We start from the raw sequence: 22,659 nt of genomic DNA, 5'->3' as shown, positions 1-22,659 counted from the left end.
ATGAAAGCTGCCAGAAACGTTCCGCAAGCGGTTCATCCTGTAGATGAATTCCTGCCTTTCTGGCAGTTGGGTGTTTATGGATTGCAGCACGTGCTCACATTTTATGCTGCATCTGTAATTGTACCTATTCTGCTTGCCAGTGCTCTTGGGCTTTCGCACGATGCCTTGGAACACCTTATTGAAGCCGATCTTTTCACCTGCGGCATTGCCTCGCTTATTCAGGCCGTGGGTATTGGGCCTCTGGGTGTCAAACTTCCTCTGTTACAAGGGGTTACGTTTGTTTCCGTTACCCCCATGATTGCCATTGGCATGGCTGCCGGGGGTGGCATTGAAGGGCTGCATCAGATTTTTGGTGCTGTTATTGTTGCGGGTATTTTTTCCTATTTTATGGCGCCATTTTTCTCACGATTGATCCGTTTTTTTCCGCCTGTTGTCACCGGGTCTGTCATTCTGGTTATTGGGTTGGCTCTGCTGCCTGTGGCGGCCAATGATATTGTTAATGGCCAAGGCACGGGCACCATGCAAAACCCTGTCAGCCTGCGTAATGTTGCGTATGGCTTGGGTACGCTGCTGTGCATTCTGGCTGTTCAACGTTTCTTCAAGGGTTTTCTGGGCACCATTGCTGTGCTGGTTGGCCTGATTATGGGCACGCTGGTTGCATGGATTTTGGGAGATGCACATTTTGGAGATGTGTCATCCGCACCACTCTTAACCATTGTGCGCCCGCTATATTTTGGCATGCCCAGTTTTCATATCGTACCCATTCTTTCCCTGATTATCGTAATGATGATTTCCATGCTGGAAACAACGGGAGATGTGTTTGCCACTGGTGCTATTGTGGACAAAAAAATCACTCCGCGTGATATCACTCGCGCCATTCGCGCAGATGGGGCCGCTACAATGCTGGGGGGTATTTTCAATTCCTTTCCCTACACCTGCTTTGCTGAAAACGTGGGCCTGGTGCGGCTTACAGGCGTAAAAAGCCGGTGGGTTGTGGCTGCCGCAGCCCTTATCATGATGATTATGGGCTGCTTGCCTAAACTGGCCGTGCTTATGGCCTGCGTGCCGCTGCCTGTTTTGGGGGGCGCAGCTTTGGCTATGTTTGCAGCGGTTGCCGTGGTGGGTATCCAAACCTTGGCGCAGGTGGATTTTGATAACCAAAACAACGGCATTATTGTTGGCACCAGCGTTGGCTTGGGCATGCTTGCAACAGCACAGCCCCACATTGCAGATCACTTTCCCGCATGGGCTCAGATCATCTTTGGCAGTGGCATCACGCTTGGGGCCATGTCCGCCATTATCCTGCATTTAATCTTCAACCACGGTACGCATGGCGCTGTTGTGGAAGAAAAAGAAGCCGCCCCACAACCAGCCACCACCCACCCAGAAATGTGGAAGAACGTTGTTGTGATATCAGAAGATAAGCTTGGGCCACGTCGTCCAAAATCCTGTTCCAGATAAATCCTGACCACTGCTTCTTCTACAGAGACCAAAAAATGCGACACCATATAAGGTTTTATCTGGGTCAGACCTTGCACGAAGTGTCTGATCTTTCTCCCACTCACACAGTATTGGACTGGCTGCGTGACCAGAAAGGCCAAACCGGCACCAAGGAAGGGTGTAATGAGGGCGATTGCGGTGCCTGCACGGTTATGGTTGTGCGCCTTGAAAACGGCCAGCTCACATGGCGTAGCGTAAATGCCTGTATCCAGTTTTTATGGATGTTGGATGGCGCACAGCTTTTTACAGTTGAGTATTTGCAAAACCCGGATGGCTCCCTGCACCCCGTGCAACAGGCTATGGTGGACTTGCATGGGTCTCAATGCGGGTTTTGTACACCGGGCTTTGTGATGTCCATGGTGGCTTATGTACAAAATGGCGGGGGAGATGATCCTAAAGCCATCAACACAGCCCTTGCGGGCAATTTATGCCGTTGCACCGGCTATGCACCTATTATACGTGCCATGCAGCAGGCATGCCACACCATGCAGCAACAGGGCAACCGTTTTGATAAGGAAAAACAAGACATCATTCTGCGCCTTTCTGCCTTACAGGATGGCAGCAGTGTAGATATTCAAAACACCCAAGGCCGCATCACTTTGCCAGCCAATTCCGATGCGCTTGCAGCCGTTTATCGGGAAAACCCTACAGCCACTCTGGTTGCTGGCGCCACAGATGTTGGCTTGTGGGTGACCAAGCATTTGCGAGACCTGCCACATGTTGTTTCCGTAAAATCCGCCAAGGATCTGCATAAACTAGAACAACGTGATGGCGGTTTGTGGATAGGTGCGTCCGTAACATACACGCAGGCCCTTCCTGCCTTGGCAACCCATCTGCCCAATGCACTGGAAACCATAAAACGTATTGGTTCCACGCAGGTAAGAAACGCTGCCACTGTTTGCGGCAATATAGGCAATGCTTCACCCATTGGGGATGGGCCACCATTGTTTATAGCTGCCGGAGCCGTGCTGCATTTACGGCAAGGCAATACACGACGGCAGATTCCGCTTGAAAACTATTTTCTGGAATACGGAAAACAGGATCGCCGTCCAGCCGAATTCATAGAAGGCGTGTTTATACCAGATCAATCTGCTCAAACTGTTATGCGGGCCTATAAGGTTTCCAAACGGTTTGATCAGGACATTTCTGCAATTATGGCAGCCTTTGCGCTTTGTGTAGATACAGATGGCCACATTACAGAGGCTCGTCTGGCTTTTGGCGGAATGGCGGGCATTCCCTGCCGCGCCAAGAAAGCGGAAAAGGCTTTGGTCGGCCAGAAGTGGGATATTGTAGCATTGGAAGCTGCCCGCACGGCCATATTGGATGATTTTACACCCTTAACGGATATGCGCAGCAGTGCGTGGTATCGCTCTACAGTATCCGCCAACCTGTTAACGCGCTTTTTTGAAGAAACAGCACCACAAGAAAGCAGTCAACCTATCTGCCTGGAAGGTTGGAGAGAAATTTCCCATGCTTAGAAACCATAAAAGCGAGCAGAAAATTGTTCCCGGTGGGGCAACGCAAAGCCTGAAGCATGAAAGTGGGCGGCTGCACGTTTCCGGCAAGGCAACGTATATTGATGATATTCCGACCCCCGCAAATGTTGTGCATGTGGTGCCCGGTTTAAGCACCAAGGCACATGCACGCATTGTTTCTATAGATCTGGAACACGTTAAAAATTTTCCGGGCGTTTTATACGTTCTGACGGCCCAAGATGTGTTGGGGGAAAACCAGATCAGCCCTGTAGGCGCGGGGGACGAACCTCTTTTGGCCAAAGATGAGGTTTTCTATTACGGGCAGCCCATTTTTGCCGTCGTGGCCGAAACACGCCTGGCTGCCCGCAAAGCCGCGCGTCTGGCAAAAATTGTTTATGAGGATCTGCCTGCCGTTCTCTCCATTGAAGAAGCCCGCCAAAAAGGCGGTTCTATGGTGTGCCGTCCGTTAGAAATGGTGCGCGGCAATGCGGCAAATGCCTTGGAAAAAGCTCCTAAACGGCTTTCCGGGCGCATTACGGTTGGAGGGCAGGAGCAGTTTTATCTGGAAGGCCAAGCCGCACTGGCTACGCCGGGCGAAGAGGGAGAGATGCGCGTATGCTCCTCTACACAGCACCCCACAGAAACCCAGCACATGGTGGCACACGTTCTTAACCGCCCCAGCAATTTGGTAACCGTAGAAGTGCGCCGCATGGGCGGTGGCTTTGGGGGGAAGGAAACACAGGCAAACGCTCCAGCCTGTCTGGCCGCTCTGGCCGCAGAAATCACCCAACGTCCCGCTAAATGCCGTCTTGACCGTGATGATGATATGATCATGACAGGCAAGCGGCATGACTTTGTCATTGATTATGATGTCGGCTTTGATGCGCAAGGGCATATTCAGGGTGTTGATATGCTGCTGGCCGCACGGTGCGGATGGTCTGCTGATCTATCTGGCCCTGTCACGGACAGAGCATTGTTTCATGCAGATAATTCCTATTATTACCCGGATGTAAGGCTGCGGTCAGAACCATTTCGTACCAATACCCAATCCAACACGGCATTCCGAGGCTTTGGTGGGCCGCAAGGCATTGCCGCGGCTGAACGTGTTGTGGAGGAAATTGCTTTTGCCACAGGGCTAGACCCGCTGGATGTGCGTTTGCGCAACACATACGGCACGCAAGATAGGAACATCACACCGTATTTCATGACCGTGGAAGATTCCATTTCCCGCGAAATCATGGAACAATTGGCCGAAGAGTGTGATTACCGCAAACGCCGTAAGAAAATTCATGCCTTTAACCACACCAGCAAATACATTCGCCGGGGCATAGCACTTACACCTGTTAAATTTGGTATTTCCTTTACCGCCACGCATTTCAATCAGGCAGGCGCTCTGGTGCATGTCTATACCGATGGCTCCGTACAAGTAAACCACGGCGGTACAGAAATGGGGCAGGGATTGCATACCAAAATGGTGCAAATTGCCATGCGGGAATTTGGCCTACCCGAAAACCGCGTGCGCATTACCGCCACAACCACAGGCAAGGTGCCCAATACATCTGCCACAGCAGCATCTAGCGGAGCGGATCTGAATGGCATGGCTGTTCTGGACGCTATCAGCAAGATCAAAGGTCGGCTTATCAGCTTTGCTGCCACACACTGGCAGGTGCCAGAAAGTGCTGTGTACTTTGGAAGCAACGGCGTACAAGTAGGGGAAAGCTGCATTCCGTTTGTGGATGTGGTGAAAGCCGCCTACATGGCCCGTGTTTCGCTCTCCTCATCCGGGTTTTACAAAACACCCAAAATTTCGTGGGACCCGAAAACAGGCCGTGGCCACCCATTTTACTATTTTGCCTATGGTGCCGCATGTGCGGAAGTTGCGGTTGACCTGCTAACTGGTGAAAACCGTATGGAACGCGTAGATATTCTGCACGATGCGGGGCAATCTCTAAACCCGGTTCTGGATATTGGCCAGATAGAAGGGGGCTTTATCCAAGGGGCAGGGTGGCTGACAATGGAAGAGCTGGTATGGGATCAAACGGGTCGGCTGCGCACGCACGCTCCCAGCACCTATAAAATTCCAGCTTGTTCAGACAGACCCCCGATTTTTAATGTGAAGTTGCTAGAGAATTCCCCGAACCGGGAAGAAACCATCTTCCGTTCCAAAGCTGTGGGGGAACCCCCTTTTGTACATGGGCTGGCTGTATTGCATGCCATATCAGACGCCATAGCGAGCATTGCGGATTACCGTATCTGCCCTCAGCTAGATGCGCCTGCCACGCCAGAACAGATTTTACGCGCAGTAGAACGGCTTAAAAACCAAAAGGAAATGTCTTACGAATAGGAGCTGATGATGCGAGAGGTTGCAAGGGTTCTCCAACACTGGCACCACCATCCAGAACAGCTCATTCTTGTGCGCGTTATAGAAGCCAAAGGTTCTACCCCGCGGGAGACAGGTGCTTTTATGCTGGTAGGCACCTCTTTTCTGGCCGGAACAGTAGGGGGCGGCGCGTTAGAACATGAATGCGTATTACAGGCGCGCCAAATGCTGTGCCAACATGAAAAGCTGCGTGAGCATGAATTTATTCTGGGTGGGCAAAATACCAACCAATGCTGCGGAGGTTGGGCCCGTGTGCGGTTAGAGCGTGTAACGCCAGACATTGTGCAGGAGCTGGAAAACAACATACAGCAAGAGCGGAAATTACGCCCAGTTTTACTTATGTTTGGGGCTGGCCATGTTGGCCGCGCCTTGGCTTATGCGTTGGCACCATTACCTTTGAAGTTAACATGGGTGGACCCCAGAGCGCAGGAGTTTGGCAATGTTCCCGCTGGTGTAGAAACATGCATAACAGACCAATGGGAGCCAATATTGCACGCCACACCGGCTAAATCCGGCGTGCTGGTGCTTACCCCCAGCCACACGTTGGATGCGCTGATTATAGAATCTGCTCTTTTGCGGAATGATCTGTCTTATGTAGGACTTATTGGCTCTGCCACCAAACGCAGACGGTTTGAACACAGCTTCCGCCAGCTTGGCATGGAAGAAGAGCGTTTACAGTCCCTCATCTGCCCCATAGGAGAGCGCGGTATCAGGGATAAACGGCCAGAAGTTATCGCAGCCCTTGTAGCGGCGGAAGTGGTGGAGCATGTGCTCCACCCAGCCCAATAACGTTCAGGCCATTTCCTTTTCTGGCAGGGGTACGCACCCTGCCAAGCCGCTTTTCTTCAACGCCCGCGCAACACTAAACAGCGCGGCTTCCTGCCCCGGAGCCGCAACAAGCTGTAAACCAAGTGGCAAAGAGCCTATATTTTTCAACGGCAAACACAACACGGGCAAGCCCGGCAAGCTTAAAGGCTGTGTAAACAAGCCTAGATTGGCCCGGGCAGACACGGGTTTGCCATCCACCATAATGGTTGGCTCATCCAGCAAAGGGGCTTCTCCCATAACCGTTGGCGCTATGAGAACATCTGTTTTCTGGAATATCTCGTGGATTTTCTGCCGGAACCAGTTTCTAAACCGCTGTGCCTGCAAATAAGTGGATGATGGCAACAAGGCTCCAGCAATCAAGCGGTCTCGCGTAGCGGGATCATACTCTTCTGCCTGTTTGCGCAGGCGGGGCAGATGCAGGTTTCCACCTTCCGCCGCTGTTATCAAAAAGGATGCTGCACGTGCGCTTGCTACTTCCGGCAACTCAACAGTGCTAGAATTTTTCAGGCTGGCGCAAACACGGTTCAGTGCAGCCACAAGGGTAGGGGATAGATTAGATGCAAACCATCCTCCCAATCTGGAAATCCGAAGTGTATCTACGGCTGGTTCTGGCGCTGGAATGCTGCCATCCATCACGTAAAATGTTGTAATCAGATCATCCAGAGAGGATGCAAAACTCCCCACCACATCCAAACTGGCAGAAAACGGATAGGCACCAGCACGGGGTAGGCGGCCAAAAGTGGGCTTTATCCCCCATACACCGCATAATGATGCCGGAATACGAATAGACCCGTTGGTATCAGACCCAAGGGTAAAAGGTAGAAAACCCGCAGCAACAGCCGCAGCAGACCCACCGGAGGACCCGCCAGCCATACGGGCCAGATCATGCGGGTTATGGGTGGTGCCATAATGTGCGTTTACGGTTGCAAACCCGTAAGCAAATTCATCCATGTTCAATGTTGCCACGGGAATAGCCCCCGCAGCTTTAAGCCGCTGTACAATGGCGGCATCTTTTTGCGCTGGCGGTGTATTGCGCAGCACAATAGAGCCTGCCGTAGTGACATGGCCTGCAATATCAAACAAATCTTTTACGCCAAACGGCACCCCCGCCAAAGGGGGTAAGGTTTGGCCCGCCTGCCGCATGGCATCTATTTTATGAGCCTGCTGCAAAGCCTTATCTGCAAAAATATGCGTCACACATCGGATATCGTTATCCTGTGTACGCAACGTATTTAATGTTTCCTGGATAGTGGAAACTGCACTTTTTTTACCAGAGCGAATAGCCTCCGCAATGGCAAGCGCGCTGGAAAAATGGGTCATGGAATGTACTCGTATGCTGGTTCACACGTATCGGGCAGGGTGTGCTGTTCAACCAGTTTGGCATAGTGCGCCAAAAGGGCGGAATTGCTTATCACTCCCGGTAGGCATGAGGGAGAAAGATCAAGCCCTATGGCTGCAGCGCGTGCGCGAACAAGATTTTCCTGATTAGAGGAAGGGGCGGTCATGGGCCTATTTCCTTATAAAGCAGGGCTTTCGGTTTCTGGGCGAGCTGCCATAAGCGAGACATGTGCTGCCAGAATTTTCCATCCATTGTCTGTCCGGATCCATGTCTGCATTTGCCGACCGGTTCGGTCTGAGCCTTCACGCTGAAACTCCAGACTGACAACAGCGCTTTCAGTGCCAATAGCGGTAATGGTGCGCCGCAGGTTACGGCGTGGGGGGCTTCCTCCTTTTCTGGAGCGGCGAAAAGCTGCTATTTCTTCCGCTCCATACAGGTTTTCTCCCACGCCGTAGCGCACCACTTCCGGGCCATTCCAGAACAGATCATCCAGAACTTCCACATCATTTTCGGCCAGAGCACGTTCGTAACGGTCTGAACATGCTTCAACCTGCCGGAGTGTTTCTGGATTATTCAGTTCCATTACGCATCCCCCACTGGTTACGGCCAAGATGCCAGGGCGGCATCCACAGCAGCCCCGCGCGGTGGCTTAAACCCTTCGGCGGCTAAAGCCGCTTCCAATGCGCCCAATGTCAGCAGCACTTTGTGTTTAACGGCATTGTAACCCATGGTGCCAATACGCCAGATTTTGCCCGTTAGCGGGCCAAAAGCCGTGCCAATTTCAATGCCAAAATCCTCACGCATACGCAGTCGGACTTTATCTCCATCCACGCTGGCCGGAATCCATACCCCCGTTACGTTGGCCATACGATAGGCATCATCACCAAAAATGGTGAGCCCCATAGCACGTAGGCCTGCAATAAGCGCCGTGCTGGCCATTTTGTGGCGGGCAAAACGGTTTTCCAGCCCTTCTTCCAGCACAATACAGGCAGCCTCTCTGGCGCCATATAACATGGTGGTTGCTTCGGTATGGTGGTTCAGCCGCTTCTCAGACCAGTAATCCATCACCATAGCCAGATCGAAGTAATTGGATGGAATACGTGGCCGTTGCCCATCCGTAAGGCTTGCATTGCGGATACCCGCCTCTACATGTCGGCGGGCCATAATATGTTCAGCAGCCCGGTCCGAAATAGTAATGGGGGCAGAACCCGGCGGCCCACCCATACATTTCTGCAAACCGCCAGATACCACATCAATCCCCCACCGATCCGTGCAAACAGGCACGCCACCCAGCGTGGCCGTTACATCGGCATAGGAAAGAACATTGTATTTTTTGCACAATGCTCCAACACCATCCAAAGGCTGCGCCATTGTAGTGGAGGTATCACCATGAATACAGGCCAAAACCTGTGGCTTATGTTCCTGCAATGCTGCTTCTATCTGCGCCAGCGAGGCTACTTCACCCCACGGCAGATCCAGCGTGCAGATTTCTGCTCCAACCCGTTCGGCAATTTCAGAAAGCAGCAAGCCAAAGCGCCCGGCACGCACAATAAGAATTTTTGCACCCGGTTCCACCAAGGAAACAAGGGCTGCCTCAATCCCGGCGCGGGCCGTACCATCTACCAGAAATGTCCATTGGTTCTGTGTCATGAATACCTGGCGGTACAGCGCCATGGTTTCATTCATGTATTCTGTCATTTCCGGGTCAAACTGCCCCAGCATATCGGCAGACATGGCACGCAAAACACGAGGGTGCGCATTAATAGGGCCGGGGCCCATCAGAAACCGTTGGGGCGGATCTATCTGCTTAAACATTGGTGGAATCATACGGGTTTGCTCCATGGTTAGATGGCTTTTTCTGATGGAATATTCTGGATGAAATCGCACATGACACGTAAAGCCGTTTCTACATCCTGATCCTGCACAGCTTCGGCAGGATTGTGGCTTATGCCTTTTTCACAGCGGATAAACAGCATACATACAGGGGCCAGTGCCGCCATAATCATGGCATCATGCCCAGCACCGCTTACAAGTGGATAAGCCGTTTGCCCCGTTACCGTGTGGATGGATGCGGCAAGAATGTTGCTAAGTTGCGGGTTACACTGTGTGGCGGAAAGATCATGCTGGAGGGTAAGTTGCATCTCCACGCCGCGTTTTTGGCTGATTTCCTGCAAAGCATGAGTGAGTATTTCTGCTGCTTTGTTGCGTACATCTTCCGTGCCAGCCCGCACATCAATACTAAATTCCACCCAACCAGGTACAATATTGGGGGCACCTGGCTTTACGCTCATCTGTCCTACGGTTGCCACCAGATCATTCGGGCCGGATTGCGCAATTTTTTCTATACAGCAAATCGCTTCCGCAGCTGCGGCCAAAGCATCTTGGCGCAAATGCATGGGCAATGTGCCTGCATGCCCGGCCATGCCTTTCATCGTCACCTTAAACCGATATTGCGCGGCAATAGATGTTACCAAGCCTACCGCATGGCCCGTACTTTCCAGAACAGGGCCTTGTTCTATATGCGCTTCAAAATACGCGAGAACCTGAGAAGGCTTATAAGCCGCTTCCAGATAGCATGCGGGATCTAGCCCTCTTTCCTGAAGCGCCTGCTGGATGCTGGTGCCTTGAGTATCCTGTACGTTTGGCAACGTGTCTAAAGAGCCCGCCACAGCGCGAGATGTCAGCATGGAAACCGGAAAGCGCGAGCCTTCTTCATCTCCAAACCCAATGATTTCTATGGCGAAGGGAAAGCGCTTTTGTTGTGCATGAAAGCGCGCAATGGCCTCTATGCCCAGAATAACGCCTAATGTGCCATCATACTTGCCTGCGTTTTTTACACTATCAAGATGAGAACCAATAAGCAGGGCAGGAGCGTTAGGGGTAAGGGCCTCATAGCGGCCAATCAGATTACCTGCGGCATCTATCCGGCAGTGCATACCGGCTTCTTCCATCCATGTGCGCACCTGCTTTACGCTCGCCATATAGGCAGGAGAAAGATAGGAGCGGAACAAGCCCTCTGATGTATCTGAAAAAGGAATGTGACCTAAAAAATCACACCGTTGTACTGCCCTTTTCCCGGACGCATCTGCAACACATGGAACATTGGGCAGGATTTGCATGCGGGCCTCTAGGGTTAGGAGGTCAATAAAAAACGTTACTTCTTGCGCCATATCAAGGGCGAAACAAATTATACGCAGGTTTTTTCTGTTCTCTCAAAAGCAAAAAAAGCAATGTTGCATTGCCAAATTCAGATCAGATAGCGCTCTTAAAACGGCAACAAGAAAATGCTTTTTTTGTTTTTGTGCGATCACTTATATACCTATATATATCGATATCGTATCGTTTTATCCGCCCGCTGCCCGGAGCCTTAATCTCATGTTGGAAGCTTACTCAAAGATCTCTGCCGATTTTCAAATTACGGCTTCTACACAGGTCAATTTGAATAAACTGACCTCCTGTTTCTGCATCATTGTTAAGCTTCCCTGCTGAGGAATTTTCTCATGTCCTTTCGGATTATTGCGCCGTCCCGCCCAGTTTTGTCCCGACTGACATACCGCCAACATCTTGCAACATTGTCCTGCCTTGTCAGTGCTGTTGGATTTTGCGCCAGCCTTTCTACGGCTCAGGCACAAACGGCTACGGCAGCCAAAAAATCATCCCAGCTTACACGGGCATCTTCAACGACTTCCGCGGCGCATGCACGCCCACGCTCCACAAAAGCAATTGAGGCGCATGGGGCAGAAGAAATCTCGGTGGGTTCCACACGCCGCAAGCGCAATGGCGGTGGCGGCATGATGCGGCTTGAAACAGCCCCTCATGCGGTGCAGACAGTCACCAAAGAATATATTGATATGCGCAGCCCCGTTTCCACCGCGCTGGATCTGGTTAAAAACCTGCCGAGCGTGAACGTTACCACGCCAGATACATCGGGCATGCAGGGCGGACAGGTGCAGACACGCGGCCTGACAGACCGTGATATGGCCATTATGGTAGATGGCATTTCTGCCGGGCAGGCAAAATATCTGGCAGAAATTATTGATTCAGAAAACGTGGATGAAGTTAGCATCACCCCCGGCAGTGCCGCGCGTGATCTGCCGGTTATGTCTGCCGCTGGTGGGGTAATGAACTCCAAATCCCATGTCGCGTCACATAAATTTGGCGGTATGACGGATTTTTCCTACGGCACCAACAATCTCTCGCGCGAATTTATTCGCCTTGATTCCGGTGATATCGGCAATAGCGGTATCCGAGGCTACTTTTCCTTCTCCAACACGCATGCACGTAGCTGGATGGGCTCTGGCATTAACGAGCGTAAGCATATTGATTTTGGCGCACGCAAGGATTGGGAAAACGGTTCCAACGCCAACCTGTTTATCTCATGGAACTCGGCTGACTGGACCATTGATAACTACCCCACAGAAGATCAGTTCATGCTGTATAAGCACACGGGGCAGGGCTGGGATCGTTCATCCCATCCGGGGAATGCAAACTATTGGAAGAACAATGCTGACCACTGGAACCAGATTTTCCTGAGTGCACCGATCCACACCGTTATTACAGACAAGCTCTCGTTTGATCTGCACCCATACCTCACCTACGGGCAGGGCTGGAGCGCCAAACCCAATGGCGCGGAAGCGAATGCTGCGGGTGATATGCAGAACACAATCGGTTACTTTCAGGAGCATGGTGACCGGGTCGTGGGGGCTACGGCATCCCTCAGTTATGATATTGACAGGCACAACCACCTGACCTTCGGTTACTGGTATAATAACAGCCAGTCAGACCGTAGCTATCCTACCAGCTTTGCTATGCCTGCGGGCGGTGCCCCCAGCCCGAACTGGTCTCAGTATCGTATTGATAAAGGCGACCGGCAGGTTGCTGGGTATGAAATCCATTCGCTGTTCATTCAGGACACAGCCAAGTATCTGCACGACAAACTGCTGATTAACGGTGGCTTCAAGTTTGTTATGTCCAACGCATGGAATAAGGATTACTACGGAAGCCAAGGGCGCAATAGCACGGCGCCATTGCCTCAGCTTTCCATCAGCTACAACATTAACGATCAGAACCAGATCTATGTGAATGCGGAAGGGGATTACCGCCAGCCGACAGAAAATGATATGGGCTGGCTGTACACAAATGTGCCTATCCTGAAAAACCAGTATTCCATCAAAGAAGAACTGGGGTATCGCTACCACAACCGCTACATGATGATGGATCTGTCATTCTTCAACTACAACGTTACCAACCGTGTGGTTGACCAGTATTTGGGTATGAATAACTACCGCCCGTTCTCCATTGGCAGCCAGACCATGCGCGGGCTGGACTTCATGATTGCCGGGCGTGAAATCCACGGTTTCAGCCCCTATGCTTCTGTGGAGTATCTGCACGCCACGCAGGATAGCAACGTGTTCGATCCGTACCAGAACATCATGCTGCATTCCAAGGGCACGCAGGCCATTATGGCGCCACGGGTTATGGCTAACTTTGGTTTGACCTATAAGTATAAAGGCTTCTTTGCCAATGGTTCCGTGCATTACACCGGCCCGCAATCCGTGAGCGTTGCCGGAGACCAGAGAATACCGGGTTACGTGACCAACAGCCTGACGGTTGGGTATCACTTCAAACCATTTGGCTTTGTGAAGTCTCCCACATTCCGGTTGAACTTCACCAACCTTACGGGTTCTATTGTGCGCACAGGCGCCATGGGCGCTGTTTACAGTAAGCATGATTCCGGCACGGTTTATAGCGGTAGTTCCGCAGCATATACTGGTTACGGCAACACCTTTATGGTGGAACCACGTTTCTCCATGACAGGCACAATTTCTACCTCTTTCTAATGCCGTCCTGAACAAACTTAACGCCCCTCTCTTTGACTACAAAGGGAGGGGCTAGGTGTTTTTACCATGTCACGTCGATACTTGCTGAAAAATGCCCTCTGCCTCGTCACAATGGATGATGCCAGGCAAGAATTGAAAAACGGATGGATCGCGATAGAAGGGCGGCAGATTGTCGCCCTTGGTGGTATGGAAGACCCGCATCCCCCAGCCGATGACGTGCTTGATATGTCTGGCCATGTGGTCATGCCCGGCATGGTAAACACGCACCACCACATGTATCAGTCCTTAACGCGGGTTATTCCGCAAGCTCAGGACGCATCGCTTTTCCAGTGGCTGCAAACACTTTACCCCATTTGGGCACGCTTAACGCCAGAAATGGTAAAAGCCTCCACCCGCACAGCTATGGCGGAACTGTTGATGTCTGGCTGCACGACAACCAGTGATCATCTCTACCTTTTCCCCAATGGATGCCGCCTTGATGATGAAATTGAGGCTGGGCTTGAAATGGGCATGCGCTTTCATGCCTGCCGTGGCAGCATGAGTGTTGGAGAAAGCGCAGGAGGGCTACCACCGGATAGTTTGGTAGAAAAAGAAGCCGATATTTTGCATGATACGTTGCGCGTGATTGAAACGTACCATGACCCAGAGCCTCTGGCGATGCTAACTGTAGGAGGTGCGCCGTGCTCGCCTTTTTCTGTCAGCCCAGAGCTTATGCGTGATATGGCAGAACTGGCCCGCACCACAGGCACGCGGCTGCACACGCATCTGGCCGAAAATGAGCATGATGTCGCTTACAGCAAGGAACGCTTTGGCCAAACACCAGCAGAATATGCAGAAGATGTTGGCTGGGTTGGGGCCGATGTTTGGCATGCCCATTGCGTTAAACTAGACACCGCAGGCATGGCCCGCTTTGGCCAAACGGGTACGGGAATAGCCCATTGCCCCTGTTCTAACATGCGTTTGGCATCTGGCATTGCCCCTGTTTGGAGCATGCAGCAGCATGGTGTTTCAGTAGGGCTGGGGGTTGATGGATCTGCCTCTAATGATGGTGCGAGCATTCTGGCAGAAGCCCGGCAGGCTATGCTGGTTTCTCGCCTATTATCTGCGCAGGATGAACAGGCCATCATGCTTAAAGCGCGTGATGTGTTGGCTTTAGCCACGCGCGGAGGGGCCAAAGTTCTGGGCCGCACAGATATTGGCCAATTAGCAGTAGGAAAAGCAGCCGATATTATTGCATTTGATATGCGCAAGCTGGAATACACTGGCGCATTAAGTGACCCTGTAGCTGCTTTGGTATTTTGCACACCATCTTCCGTTGCCTTTAGCATGGTTAATGGCAAGGTGCTGATACAGGGCGGACATTTCACAAAGCTGGATGTACATGCCGTCATAGAACAGCATAACCGGCTGGCAAAAAAGCTGTATGAGGGAAGTTAAACTTCCCCCATATTTATCCTTTACTTGTGTTTTTGCACAAAGTTGGCATGTAAGCGTTGGTAAATGTAGTCTTCCGCTGTGATAGGGGGATATTTACCTTCTGGCCCTTCAATCACAGCCTCCCGGTTTGCCTGGCAGAAAAATGGAACAGACAAGCGTGGGCCAAGATATTCACCCGGTTGCGGCATACGCACACGGTGGAGGGTGGACTTAAGCTTATCATCGCTCCAACGCATCAACATATCGCCAATATTGCAGGTAACGGCACCAGCTACGGGTGTAACTTCTGTCCACGCATTGGATGAAATTTCGTTACCTGGGCAAAGCTGCAAGCCGCCTTCACCTTCGCGCAGATGCAAAAGCGTGAGACAGTCGAAATCTGAATGGGCACCGGCACGCCATTGCTTGAAATCTTCCGGTTTGGCGTTTTCCATGCTCATGTAATGGATAAGACGTAAGGTACACTGATACCCCGGAGAAGATCTTTTACAGCACTCTGCAAAAAAATCTGTTTTAAACCCAAGCTTTTCTGCAAAACAGGAAAGTATTTTCATGGCAAGTTGCCAGTTATCTTCCTCAAATTGCAGAAGTTTTTCCTGAAATCCAGGAAGAACTTGTTCATTAGGCCACAGATTATCCATTTCCGGCAAAGTAATCTGGTAAGATTCCTTGTTATCTGGCGTACCCGTGGAAGGCCTTACCTGAGAGCAATATTCCCAGCCAGCATTCACGGTTGGTTTCTTTTTGAAAACCTCTTTTTCTGACATGGGAAGAGCAAAAAATCTTTTTGCTTCTGCAAAGGCATTATCAATATCTTCCAACGAAATACCGTGATTGATAACCTGAAAAAAACCATCTTTTGTAGCGGCATTCCACAGATCATCTGCAATCTGGTTACACCTGTTCTCGTAATCTGAAAAATCAATCACCGGGATGGATCGGGCAGAGGTTGTGCCCATACTGCCAATAGTAGCCTCGCGCTTAAGCTCCTCCATAGAGTAATTTGGAGTGGTTTTGGTGTTTAGGGTCATGGCGTTTCTCACACACAAATTGCAAACTGGCCTGTAGGGCGTAGCAGTCGGCACTAACCAGCATGTGGGAAAGCATAGTATCTAGCGGCCAAAGCTTCCCCCATGCTGAATAAGACCAACATGGTGGAGCAATGCCCAGAATATTTCTATTCCGACCGCTTCTACTCACTTTCTGTAGTATAGATGAATATATTTCGAATAGTCAACAAAATTACGCTGGTAACAAAGTCAATTTTCAATGCTGAACGCGATTATATAACACCAGTTTTTTGATGCTACTGGTAGCCATATAGAGCGCAAGACCAGTAAGGGTGATCATGAACAGCGCAGCAAACATACGCGGAATATCCATCTGAAAACCAGCCTGCAAAATTTCGTAGGCCAAACCGGCACTGTTTCCCCCTGTGCCAGCCACAAACTCTGCCACTACAGCGCCAACAAGGGCCAAACCGCTGGAAATTTGCAAGCCCGCCATAAACATGGGCAAAGCGCTGGGTATTTGCAGGCGCAAAAGCGTTTTAAGGCGCGAGGCTTTATGCATACGGAAAAACGCCGCCAGCCCCGGATCAACACTTTTAAGCCCCTGCAAAGTATTGGAAATAATAGGAAAAATGGCAATCAACGTGGCGCAGATAACAAGAGCCAGAAATGTTGTTTTCACTAAAATGATAATCAACGGGGCAAGGGCTACTACAGGCGTTACCTGCATAAGCACCACATAGGGCATCAGGCTGCGTTCGATTAGCGGATGTTGCACCAATACAAAGGCAACCAAAACACCTAAAACCACAGAAACCAAAAGCGCCACCAATGTTACCGTAAGCGTGCTGTACAACGCATGGCACAAGGCGCCAATACTGCTGGCCAGAGAGTGTGCGATATCAGATGGCGCAGGCATAAGGTAAGGCGGAATATGCCAAAAATAACAGACACCCTGCCACAACAGCAGAAACAGAATGCCAACAGCAAGCGGCGCAAAAATGGATATCAGGCGGGCGGGCATAGGCTAGGCCACCTCTGCAAGAAGGGAGGAGTGAGAGGCTTCGATAAGCAGTTTGCTGAGATCCTGGCAGATCATGGCAAAGGTATCGCTTAAGCGAAAATCCTCATTTCTGGGGATAGCAGGATCAATTTTATATTCGGCAAATATACGCCCCGGATGCGCCGCCATAACCATAACACGGGTAGAAAGAAAAGCGGCCTCGTACAAAGAATGCGTTACAAACAACAGGGTAAGATCATCCTTGGCGCATAATGTGGCCATGTCTTCATCCAGCCGATTACGGGTGAGTTCATCCAAAGCGCCAAAGGGCTCATCCATTAAAAGCAGGTTCGGGCGTGTGACCAATGCCCGCGCAATAGAGACACGCATCTTCATTCCGCCTGAAAGCTGGGCGGGAAAGCGCTCTGCCGCATGGGCCAGGCCAACAATTTCCAGCGCATGCTGCACGCGTGGTTCTGATACTGCGGGAGAGATACCTTCCAGATCCAGCGGCAAACGCACGTTTTTGCGTACTGTGCTCCACGGCATAAGGGTAGGCTCCTGAAACACGAAGGACAGCCGACGGTTTTCCTTGCCTACTTCTGCAAACCCTTTGTTCCACCACTTCAAATGCCCAGAGGAAGGTTGATGTAAATTGGCAATCAGCTTTAGCAACGTGCTTTTGCCGCAACCAGAAGGGCCAATCAGGCCGATACGTTCTTTGGGATGAATATCCAAGGTAATAGGTGCCAGCCCCTGAACACCGTTTGGAAAGGTTTTTTCAGCAGACTGAATGCTGATAACGGTTTCTTGCATGATCCATCCAAACTTTGCAGAAGAAAAGGCAAAAGATTATTCGGGCTGTTGCACGTAAATACACACAGCCAGCATAGTTATAAAAAAGCGGAATGCAGGTTGCTGGCCATTCCATGCCTGTGATTGCCACATGAGAAACCACTCGGCACCTACAACAGAAAAGCCAAAAAACCAGATCAGAAACCCCAGTGCAGTGGCTACGGGCACAAACTTTTTTGCTACTCTAAACGTATCTTGCGGGGCCAGAAGGCGCGCACCCATCTGGCAAGCAGCAATGGCAAAAAGCAAACCCGTTGCAGCTTCCCCCAGAATAATCAGGCCGTAAAACAGGTGCCACAGAACAGGCTGGGATATGGCGCGCCACATCAGGCTGTTCCCACGGAAAGTTGTGTCCATGCTTAAAACATGACGTACAAACTGAAAATTGGAGTTATAATCTGTCACGTTATTCAGCGCGACAATCAGGCCAAACGTACCCAATGCCCCCACCATGGCGGTTTTAGCCAAACGAGAAAGAACAACCGGGGAAGAAAAAGCGGACAGGCGCAACATATAACATTCCTGCATAGAAATGATTTATGCAGTTTAGGCCATTCAATCCTGCGAAGATCAAGGGGGAAATCATTACAAAAAAAGCAATGGCGCGTGCTCTATTTTACAGCTTCCCAAATGCGTACGTTCTGTATGAACATACCGGATACGAAATAATCAGATCGTGCCAGTGCAGGAACTCGGAATGTCTCTTACACGTCGAACATTGCTTTCAGCTGCTGCGGCATCGTCTGTTGCTGCATTTACGCCGTTTAAACGTGCGCACGCCGCTACGCCGGTCAGGCTGCTGCTATCATGGTTTGCGCAGGCAGAAGTAGGTGGATTTTATCAGGCGCTGGCCAAGGGGTTTTACGCGCAAAAAGGGCTGGATGTACAAATAGATATGGGTGGCCCGCAGGTAAATACTATGCAAATACTGGCCGCTGGCCGCGCAGATTTTGTAACAGGTTATGATTTTCAGACCCTACGCGGCATACAGGGCGGCATGCCGTTGCTGACTGTCATGTCCTCTTTCCAGCATGATCTGCAAGGGTTGATGACGCACGATAACATTACCGATCTGGCCCAGCTACGTAATCATCCCATTCTCATTTCCAGCCCCGCCCATGCATCCTACTGGGGGTGGCTGTGCAAGAAGTTTGGTTACAGCCCAGCACAGGCAAAGCCTTACACCTTTAACCTGCAACCATTTTTTCTGGACCCGGAAATGGCTGTACAAGCCTATGCATCGTCCGAGCCCTACGAGGCCCAGCAGCGCAACGTGCCTGTAAAATTTTTTCCATTTGCAGATCTGGGCTACCCACCATACGGCACACCCGTGCTGACCACGCACGAATTTGCAGACAAAAATGATACCACCACGCAAGCCTTCGTGCATGCCTCTCTCTTAGGGTGGCAGGATTATATGCAAGACCCAGAACCCGGCAATGCCCTGATACGTAAAGCCAACCCACGCATGACAGAAGGCCAGATCATGTTTGGCCATAACGCCATGGCCAAAGCCAATGTTGTGGAAGGTGGAGATACAAAAACATTAGGGCTAGGCTGCATGACAGAAGCCCGCTGGCAGGCAACATATCAATTCATGGTGGAGAATGATCTGCTGGATAAAGCCGTAAACTGGCAATCCGCCTTTACAAGCAAATTCACAGATCTCGCCAAGGTAATGCCCGCATGAATGATCTGGTTATACGCAACGCATCCGGCATTCTCACTGGCCTGAAAGGGCCACAGGAACGGCGCACAGGAGATATCCGCATACGGGCAGGGCGCATTCTCAGTATTGGGCATATTCCCGAACAGGCAGAAGATACGGTGCTGGATGCAAAGGGTGGGGTGATTACCCCAGGCTTGGTTTCCACCCACCATCATTTGTTCCAGAGCATGCTGAAGGGCATTCCATCTGCCATTAATGCGCCCCTTGAAAAATGGCTGCGCTTGGTACCCAACACGTATTGGCGTTATCTGGATGAAGATACGCTGCAAACTGCTGCTCAGGTTGGTATGGTAGAGCTTCTTCTCTCCGGCTGCACGACGGTAGTGGATCATCATTATCTGTTTGCCCGCAGCTATCAGTATGATCCTGCCGCTGTATTGTTTGAAACAGCGGAAAAACTGGGTATGAGGCTGGTTCTGGCGCGTGGAGGCACCACCCGAACCCGCAAGTTTGATACGGATGAAATTGTTCCAGCCCCCACAGAAACGCTGGATGAAATGCTCAAGCGCGTGAGTGATCTGGTCAGCCGTTATCATGATCCGGCACCAGATAGCAGCAGACGCATTGCCATAGCGCCCAACACCCCCACATGGGGCGTAACACCGGATGAGCTACGTGCACTAGCGGAAGGCGCACGTAGCATGGGCATTGGCCTGCATACCCATCTTTCTGAAACGGAGAATTACGTTAAATACTGCAACGAAGTGTACGGCATGCGCCCCGTTCAGTTTGTAGGGGAGCATGGCTGGCTAGGCCCGGATGTCTGGTTTGCCCATTTGGTGCACCTTGATGCCAGCGAAATAGCGCTTCTGGCCCAAACTCAAACAGGCATGGCCCATTGTCCGCAAAGCAACGGGCGGCTGGGTTCTGGCATTGCGCCTGCACCGGCTTTGGAACAGGCTGGAGGGCGTGTTTCTCTAGCCGTTGATGGCGCGGCTTCAAACGAGGCCTGCGATATGGGGGCAGAAATGCATACCGCATGGCTTTTGCATCGCTTCGTGCATGGCGCAGATGCTATTCGGTGCGAAGATGTGGTGCGGTGGAGTTCTTACGAGGGCGCCCGTATTCTGGGGCTACCAGATATAGGAGCCGTGGCGGAAGGTATGGTGGCGGATCTGGTTGTGCACGATATCAATCACCCGCGTCATGCTGGGTTGGCAGATCCACTTATTGCACCTGTTGCTTCCGGAGCTGCATGTGTTCGGCACGTGCTGAAAGCGGGTAAGCCCGTTGTGTATGATGGCATCGTAAAAGGTGTAGATCTGCCAGAACTCATGCAGCATTCACGCCACGTTGTAAAACGTCTGGCAAAGGCTGTGTCTGCATAAGGGGAAGGTGTTTAAAAACAGTTTCCGTTAGTTTTGTAAAATGCCATCCACTGTTGTCACGCACTGGCCGCCAATTGCTATTTGACCATCAGGGGCAATGTGCACCGCAATACGGCCAGATCGCCCAAGGCAATGCCCTTGCGTGGCTGTATAGGCGCTAGATCTTTTAGGCAGCAGCCCATGTGCTTGGCAAAATATGGCTACACTTCCGTTTCCGCTGCCACATACCGGGTCTTCCTGCACACCTTGAGAACAGGCAAAAGACCGCACTTCTATTTGGGCATCACCTGTTGCATGCGGCCCAAAAACCGTAATTCCGGTAGCGCCAAGGCTGTGCTCAAACGCCACGGAACGTGCAAAATCTGGGCGCAAGGCACGCACTTTGGCTGCGCTGGAAAGTTGCGCAACAATCCAGACCACACCCATATCCACAATCATGGGGGTCATTTTACGCTCAACTGTAGCGCCCAAAATACCCTCCAACCTTTCAATTTGGGCTGGGTTTAACGGGGTAAGCTTTGCTGGCGGCACGGCAAAAGAGAGTGTTCTGTTTACGCCATCTCCATCCACAGCCAGCTTTACAAGCCCAACGCCACATTCCTGCACCACCACACCATTGCGTGGCGCAGCGCGCCCGACTTCCAGCACTGCATGAGCACTGCCAAGGGTTGGGTGACCGGCAAATGGGAGTTCATGCCGTGGAGTAAATATGCGTAACTGGTAATCAGCCTGCGGGTTTTGAGGAGGCAACAGAAACGTGGTTTCAGACAAATTTGTCCAACCTGCAATGGCCTGCATGGTTTTTGTATCCAGCCCATCTGCATCCAGCACAACGGCTACCGGATTACCCAGAAGAGGCGTTTTTGTAAAAACATCTACAACTTTAAACGCACGTTTCATGATTCTACTGTGCCTTTACGGATGTGCGGGGTGGAGAGAAGATAACAGAGACAAAACCAGATGGTTCAGTGGCACGTCAATTCCATGCTTTTCTGCTGCTTTCACAACGTAACCTGTTAAAGCTTCATATTCCAACTCTCGTCCAGCCTGACGATCCTGCAACATAGATGTGACACTCTCTGCCGGTATGGTTTGCAGCCATAAAAGAATATCCTCTACATGCTGCGCAGTCAGTTTTGCGCCTTCAGCTTTCCCAACCTTTACGGCTTCGGCCATAATCTGCCGTGCGGCAGCCTGAATAGCACATTCTTGCATGATGCCTGTGCGGCGGCCTGTAAGCGTGGTGATAGGGTTGGCTGTAATATTAGCCAACAATTTCAACCACAGTGCAGTGGCCATATCTGCTGTTACCTGCACCCGCATGCCTCCTTTTTGCAGAACATCCGCAAAATATTGTGCTGCGGCATCATCTGGCACGCATAAATCATACGCTCCAATACGCTTTAACGTGACCCTGCCGGGGGCAAAACGCTGCGCGTTAAAATAAACAATAGCTGGCAGAATATTGGCGTGTGGCGCATAGGCAGCCACACGCTCTTTTTGCCCAAGCCCGTTTTGTGCAACCAGAAAAGTGGCGCTGGCCCGGTTAAACGCGCTTATCCAAGCGGAGACATCTTGGGTTTGGTGAGACTTCACAGCCAGAATAGCGGTATCGCAAGGGCCAATATCTGCCGGTGTGGCAGCATGTCGGATAGAATATGTGTGGGTATCTGTTCCTTCGGTTTCTTCAATTTGAGGAAACCTCGCCCGCGCTCCACACACCACAACCTGCCATCCAGCCTGCATAAAAGCCGCAGCGAGACAAAGCCCGACAGCTCCAGCACCGATAAGGGCAACGGTTTTAGTGTTTGGAGAAAACTGTGTGTTCATTTTTATAAAAACAATATCGCTCAGAAGAAGGGATTGATGGCTAAAAACGCCCATAGCATAGACATCATTAAAATGAAGCATATTGGCCGTGTACAGCCTTTAGCT

General features: G+C 51.2%; 19 protein-coding genes. 8 read left to right on the top strand and 11 right to left on the bottom strand.

What is annotated here, in order from left to right:
- From FKW31_RS01835 to xdhC, 4 genes are read left to right on the top strand one after another with little or no spacing between them, the layout of a single operon-like run.
- Entirely contained in the window at window positions 1-1,461 is a 1,461-nt protein-coding gene (locus FKW31_RS01835; protein WP_006115352.1) for a nucleobase:cation symporter-2 family protein, read from the top strand.
- Between the two features lie 35 nt (window positions 1,462-1,496).
- The gene (xdhA, locus tag FKW31_RS01830) at window positions 1,497-2,978 is read left to right on the top strand and encodes a xanthine dehydrogenase small subunit (RefSeq protein ID WP_150177357.1); all 1,482 of its coding nucleotides are present in this window, start codon (window positions 1,497-1,499) and stop codon (window positions 2,976-2,978) included.
- Window positions 2,971-5,319, top strand: coding sequence for a xanthine dehydrogenase molybdopterin binding subunit (gene xdhB / locus FKW31_RS01825; protein WP_150177355.1), 2,349 nt, complete (start codon window positions 2,971-2,973; stop codon window positions 5,317-5,319). Before xdhA ends, xdhB begins: the two co-directional genes overlap by 8 nt.
- Window positions 5,320-5,328: 9 nt before the next feature.
- Window positions 5,329-6,144: a xanthine dehydrogenase accessory protein XdhC gene (gene xdhC, locus FKW31_RS01820; RefSeq protein ID WP_150177380.1), complete on the top strand. Its 816-nt coding sequence runs from the start codon at window positions 5,329-5,331 to the stop codon at window positions 6,142-6,144.
- 3 nt (window positions 6,145-6,147) lie between these two features.
- Here xdhC and FKW31_RS01815 read toward each other — a convergent pair whose 3' ends face one another.
- The 5 genes from FKW31_RS01815 to FKW31_RS01795 are packed head-to-tail and all read right to left on the bottom strand — an operon-like array spanning window position 6,148 to window position 10,692.
- The gene (locus FKW31_RS01815) at window positions 6,148-7,503 is read right to left on the bottom strand and encodes an AtzE family amidohydrolase (RefSeq protein ID WP_150177353.1); all 1,356 of its coding nucleotides are present in this window, start codon (window positions 7,501-7,503) and stop codon (window positions 6,148-6,150) included.
- A complete protein-coding gene (locus FKW31_RS01810) occupies window positions 7,500-7,688 on the bottom strand; it encodes a DUF4089 domain-containing protein (protein ID WP_035351333.1) in 189 nt (62 codons plus the stop codon). Before FKW31_RS01810 ends, FKW31_RS01815 begins: the two co-directional genes overlap by 4 nt.
- A gap of 12 nt (window positions 7,689-7,700) precedes the next feature.
- A complete protein-coding gene (hpxZ, locus tag FKW31_RS01805) occupies window positions 7,701-8,105 on the bottom strand; it encodes an oxalurate catabolism protein HpxZ (protein WP_150177351.1) in 405 nt (134 codons plus the stop codon).
- A 17-nt stretch (window positions 8,106-8,122) separates the two neighbouring features.
- Window positions 8,123-9,364: an alanine--glyoxylate aminotransferase family protein gene (locus FKW31_RS01800; RefSeq protein WP_150177349.1), complete on the bottom strand. Its 1,242-nt coding sequence runs from the start codon at window positions 9,362-9,364 to the stop codon at window positions 8,123-8,125.
- A 2-nt stretch (window positions 9,365-9,366) separates the two neighbouring features.
- Window positions 9,367-10,692 (bottom strand): allantoate amidohydrolase, encoded by a 1,326-nt coding sequence (locus tag FKW31_RS01795; RefSeq protein ID WP_150177347.1) that lies wholly within the window; start codon window positions 10,690-10,692, stop codon window positions 9,367-9,369.
- Between the two features lie 330 nt (window positions 10,693-11,022).
- On the opposite strand from FKW31_RS01795, the gene FKW31_RS01790 reads away from it, so the two are divergent.
- Window positions 11,023-13,362: a TonB-dependent receptor gene (locus tag FKW31_RS01790; RefSeq protein WP_006115345.1), complete on the top strand. Its 2,340-nt coding sequence runs from the start codon at window positions 11,023-11,025 to the stop codon at window positions 13,360-13,362.
- Between the two features lie 66 nt (window positions 13,363-13,428).
- Window positions 13,429-14,799 (top strand): 8-oxoguanine deaminase, encoded by a 1,371-nt coding sequence (locus FKW31_RS01785; RefSeq protein ID WP_150177345.1) that lies wholly within the window; start codon window positions 13,429-13,431, stop codon window positions 14,797-14,799.
- A gap of 20 nt (window positions 14,800-14,819) precedes the next feature.
- Here FKW31_RS01785 and FKW31_RS01780 read toward each other — a convergent pair whose 3' ends face one another.
- The 4 genes from FKW31_RS01780 to FKW31_RS01765 all read right to left on the bottom strand — a co-directional run bounded on the left by FKW31_RS01780 (window position 14,820) and on the right by FKW31_RS01765 (window position 18,195).
- Entirely contained in the window at window positions 14,820-15,830 is a 1,011-nt protein-coding gene (locus FKW31_RS01780; protein ID WP_166443362.1) for an isopenicillin N synthase family oxygenase, read from the bottom strand.
- Window positions 15,831-16,065: 235 nt separating this feature from the next.
- Window positions 16,066-16,833 (bottom strand): ABC transporter permease, encoded by a 768-nt coding sequence (locus tag FKW31_RS01775; protein WP_150177341.1) that lies wholly within the window; start codon window positions 16,831-16,833, stop codon window positions 16,066-16,068.
- Between the two features lie 3 nt (window positions 16,834-16,836).
- Complete coding sequence (locus tag FKW31_RS01770; protein ID WP_150177339.1) at window positions 16,837-17,628, bottom strand: ABC transporter ATP-binding protein; 792 nt, start codon at window positions 17,626-17,628, stop codon at window positions 16,837-16,839.
- 36 nt (window positions 17,629-17,664) lie between these two features.
- On the bottom strand, window positions 17,665-18,195 hold the full coding sequence (locus FKW31_RS01765; RefSeq protein ID WP_063354038.1) for a DUF2165 family protein: 531 nt from the start codon (window positions 18,193-18,195) through the stop codon (window positions 17,665-17,667).
- 148 nt (window positions 18,196-18,343) lie between these two features.
- On the opposite strand from FKW31_RS01765, the gene FKW31_RS01760 reads away from it, so the two are divergent.
- Together FKW31_RS01760 and FKW31_RS01755 are read left to right on the top strand one after the other, a co-directional pair.
- Window positions 18,344-19,357 (top strand): ABC transporter substrate-binding protein, encoded by a 1,014-nt coding sequence (locus FKW31_RS01760; RefSeq protein ID WP_150177337.1) that lies wholly within the window; start codon window positions 18,344-18,346, stop codon window positions 19,355-19,357.
- Window positions 19,354-20,724 (top strand): amidohydrolase family protein, encoded by a 1,371-nt coding sequence (locus FKW31_RS01755; protein ID WP_089178977.1) that lies wholly within the window; start codon window positions 19,354-19,356, stop codon window positions 20,722-20,724. Before FKW31_RS01760 ends, FKW31_RS01755 begins: the two co-directional genes overlap by 4 nt.
- A gap of 27 nt (window positions 20,725-20,751) precedes the next feature.
- Here the strand turns inward: FKW31_RS01755 and FKW31_RS01750 are convergent, their stop codons facing one another.
- Both FKW31_RS01750 and FKW31_RS01745 read right to left on the bottom strand, forming a co-directional pair.
- Window positions 20,752-21,624, bottom strand: a complete 873-nt coding sequence (locus FKW31_RS01750; RefSeq protein WP_150177335.1) for a PhzF family phenazine biosynthesis protein — start codon at window positions 21,622-21,624, stop codon at window positions 20,752-20,754.
- 15 nt (window positions 21,625-21,639) lie between these two features.
- A complete protein-coding gene (locus FKW31_RS01745) occupies window positions 21,640-22,554 on the bottom strand; it encodes a ketopantoate reductase family protein (protein WP_238332712.1) in 915 nt (304 codons plus the stop codon).
- Window positions 22,555-22,659: the final 105 nt, after the last annotated feature.

The organism is Acetobacter sp. DmW_136 (genome assembly GCF_008690365.1).
Taxonomy (GTDB): Bacteria; Pseudomonadota; Alphaproteobacteria; order Acetobacterales; family Acetobacteraceae; genus Acetobacter; species Acetobacter oryzifermentans.
The sequence above is the reverse complement of the archived record's forward strand: the minus strand, read 5'-3'. Positions and strand labels throughout refer to the sequence as shown.

Bases quoted from the DNA above. Each gene is read 5' to 3' on its own strand.
- FKW31_RS01800 (WP_150177349.1), bottom strand. From the start codon at position 9,364: ATGGAGCAAACCCGTATGATTCCACCAATGTTTAAGCAGATAGATCCG.
- FKW31_RS01770 (WP_150177339.1), bottom strand. From the start codon at position 17,628: ATGCAAGAAACCGTTATCAGCATTCAGTCTGCTGAAAAAACCTTTCCA.
- xdhC (WP_150177380.1), top strand. From the start codon at position 5,329: ATGCGAGAGGTTGCAAGGGTTCTCCAACACTGGCACCACCATCCAGAA.
- FKW31_RS01780 (WP_166443362.1), bottom strand. From the start codon at position 15,830: ATGACCCTAAACACCAAAACCACTCCAAATTACTCTATGGAGGAGCTT.
- FKW31_RS01775 (WP_150177341.1), bottom strand. From the start codon at position 16,833: ATGCCCGCCCGCCTGATATCCATTTTTGCGCCGCTTGCTGTTGGCATT.
- FKW31_RS01835 (WP_006115352.1), top strand. From the start codon at position 1: ATGAAAGCTGCCAGAAACGTTCCGCAAGCGGTTCATCCTGTAGATGAA.
- FKW31_RS01815 (WP_150177353.1), bottom strand. From the start codon at position 7,503: ATGACCCATTTTTCCAGCGCGCTTGCCATTGCGGAGGCTATTCGCTCT.
- FKW31_RS01765 (WP_063354038.1), bottom strand. From the start codon at position 18,195: ATGCAGGAATGTTATATGTTGCGCCTGTCCGCTTTTTCTTCCCCGGTT.
- FKW31_RS01755 (WP_089178977.1), top strand. From the start codon at position 19,354: ATGAATGATCTGGTTATACGCAACGCATCCGGCATTCTCACTGGCCTG.
- hpxZ (WP_150177351.1), bottom strand. From the start codon at position 8,105: ATGGAACTGAATAATCCAGAAACACTCCGGCAGGTTGAAGCATGTTCA.
- FKW31_RS01785 (WP_150177345.1), top strand. From the start codon at position 13,429: ATGTCACGTCGATACTTGCTGAAAAATGCCCTCTGCCTCGTCACAATG.
- xdhA (WP_150177357.1), top strand. From the start codon at position 1,497: ATGCGACACCATATAAGGTTTTATCTGGGTCAGACCTTGCACGAAGTG.
- xdhB (WP_150177355.1), top strand. From the start codon at position 2,971: ATGCTTAGAAACCATAAAAGCGAGCAGAAAATTGTTCCCGGTGGGGCA.
- FKW31_RS01810 (WP_035351333.1), bottom strand. From the start codon at position 7,688: ATGACCGCCCCTTCCTCTAATCAGGAAAATCTTGTTCGCGCACGCGCT.
- FKW31_RS01795 (WP_150177347.1), bottom strand. From the start codon at position 10,692: ATGGCGCAAGAAGTAACGTTTTTTATTGACCTCCTAACCCTAGAGGCC.
- FKW31_RS01790 (WP_006115345.1), top strand. From the start codon at position 11,023: ATGTCCTTTCGGATTATTGCGCCGTCCCGCCCAGTTTTGTCCCGACTG.
- FKW31_RS01750 (WP_150177335.1), bottom strand. From the start codon at position 21,624: ATGAAACGTGCGTTTAAAGTTGTAGATGTTTTTACAAAAACGCCTCTT.
- FKW31_RS01745 (WP_238332712.1), bottom strand. From the start codon at position 22,554: ATGAACACACAGTTTTCTCCAAACACTAAAACCGTTGCCCTTATCGGT.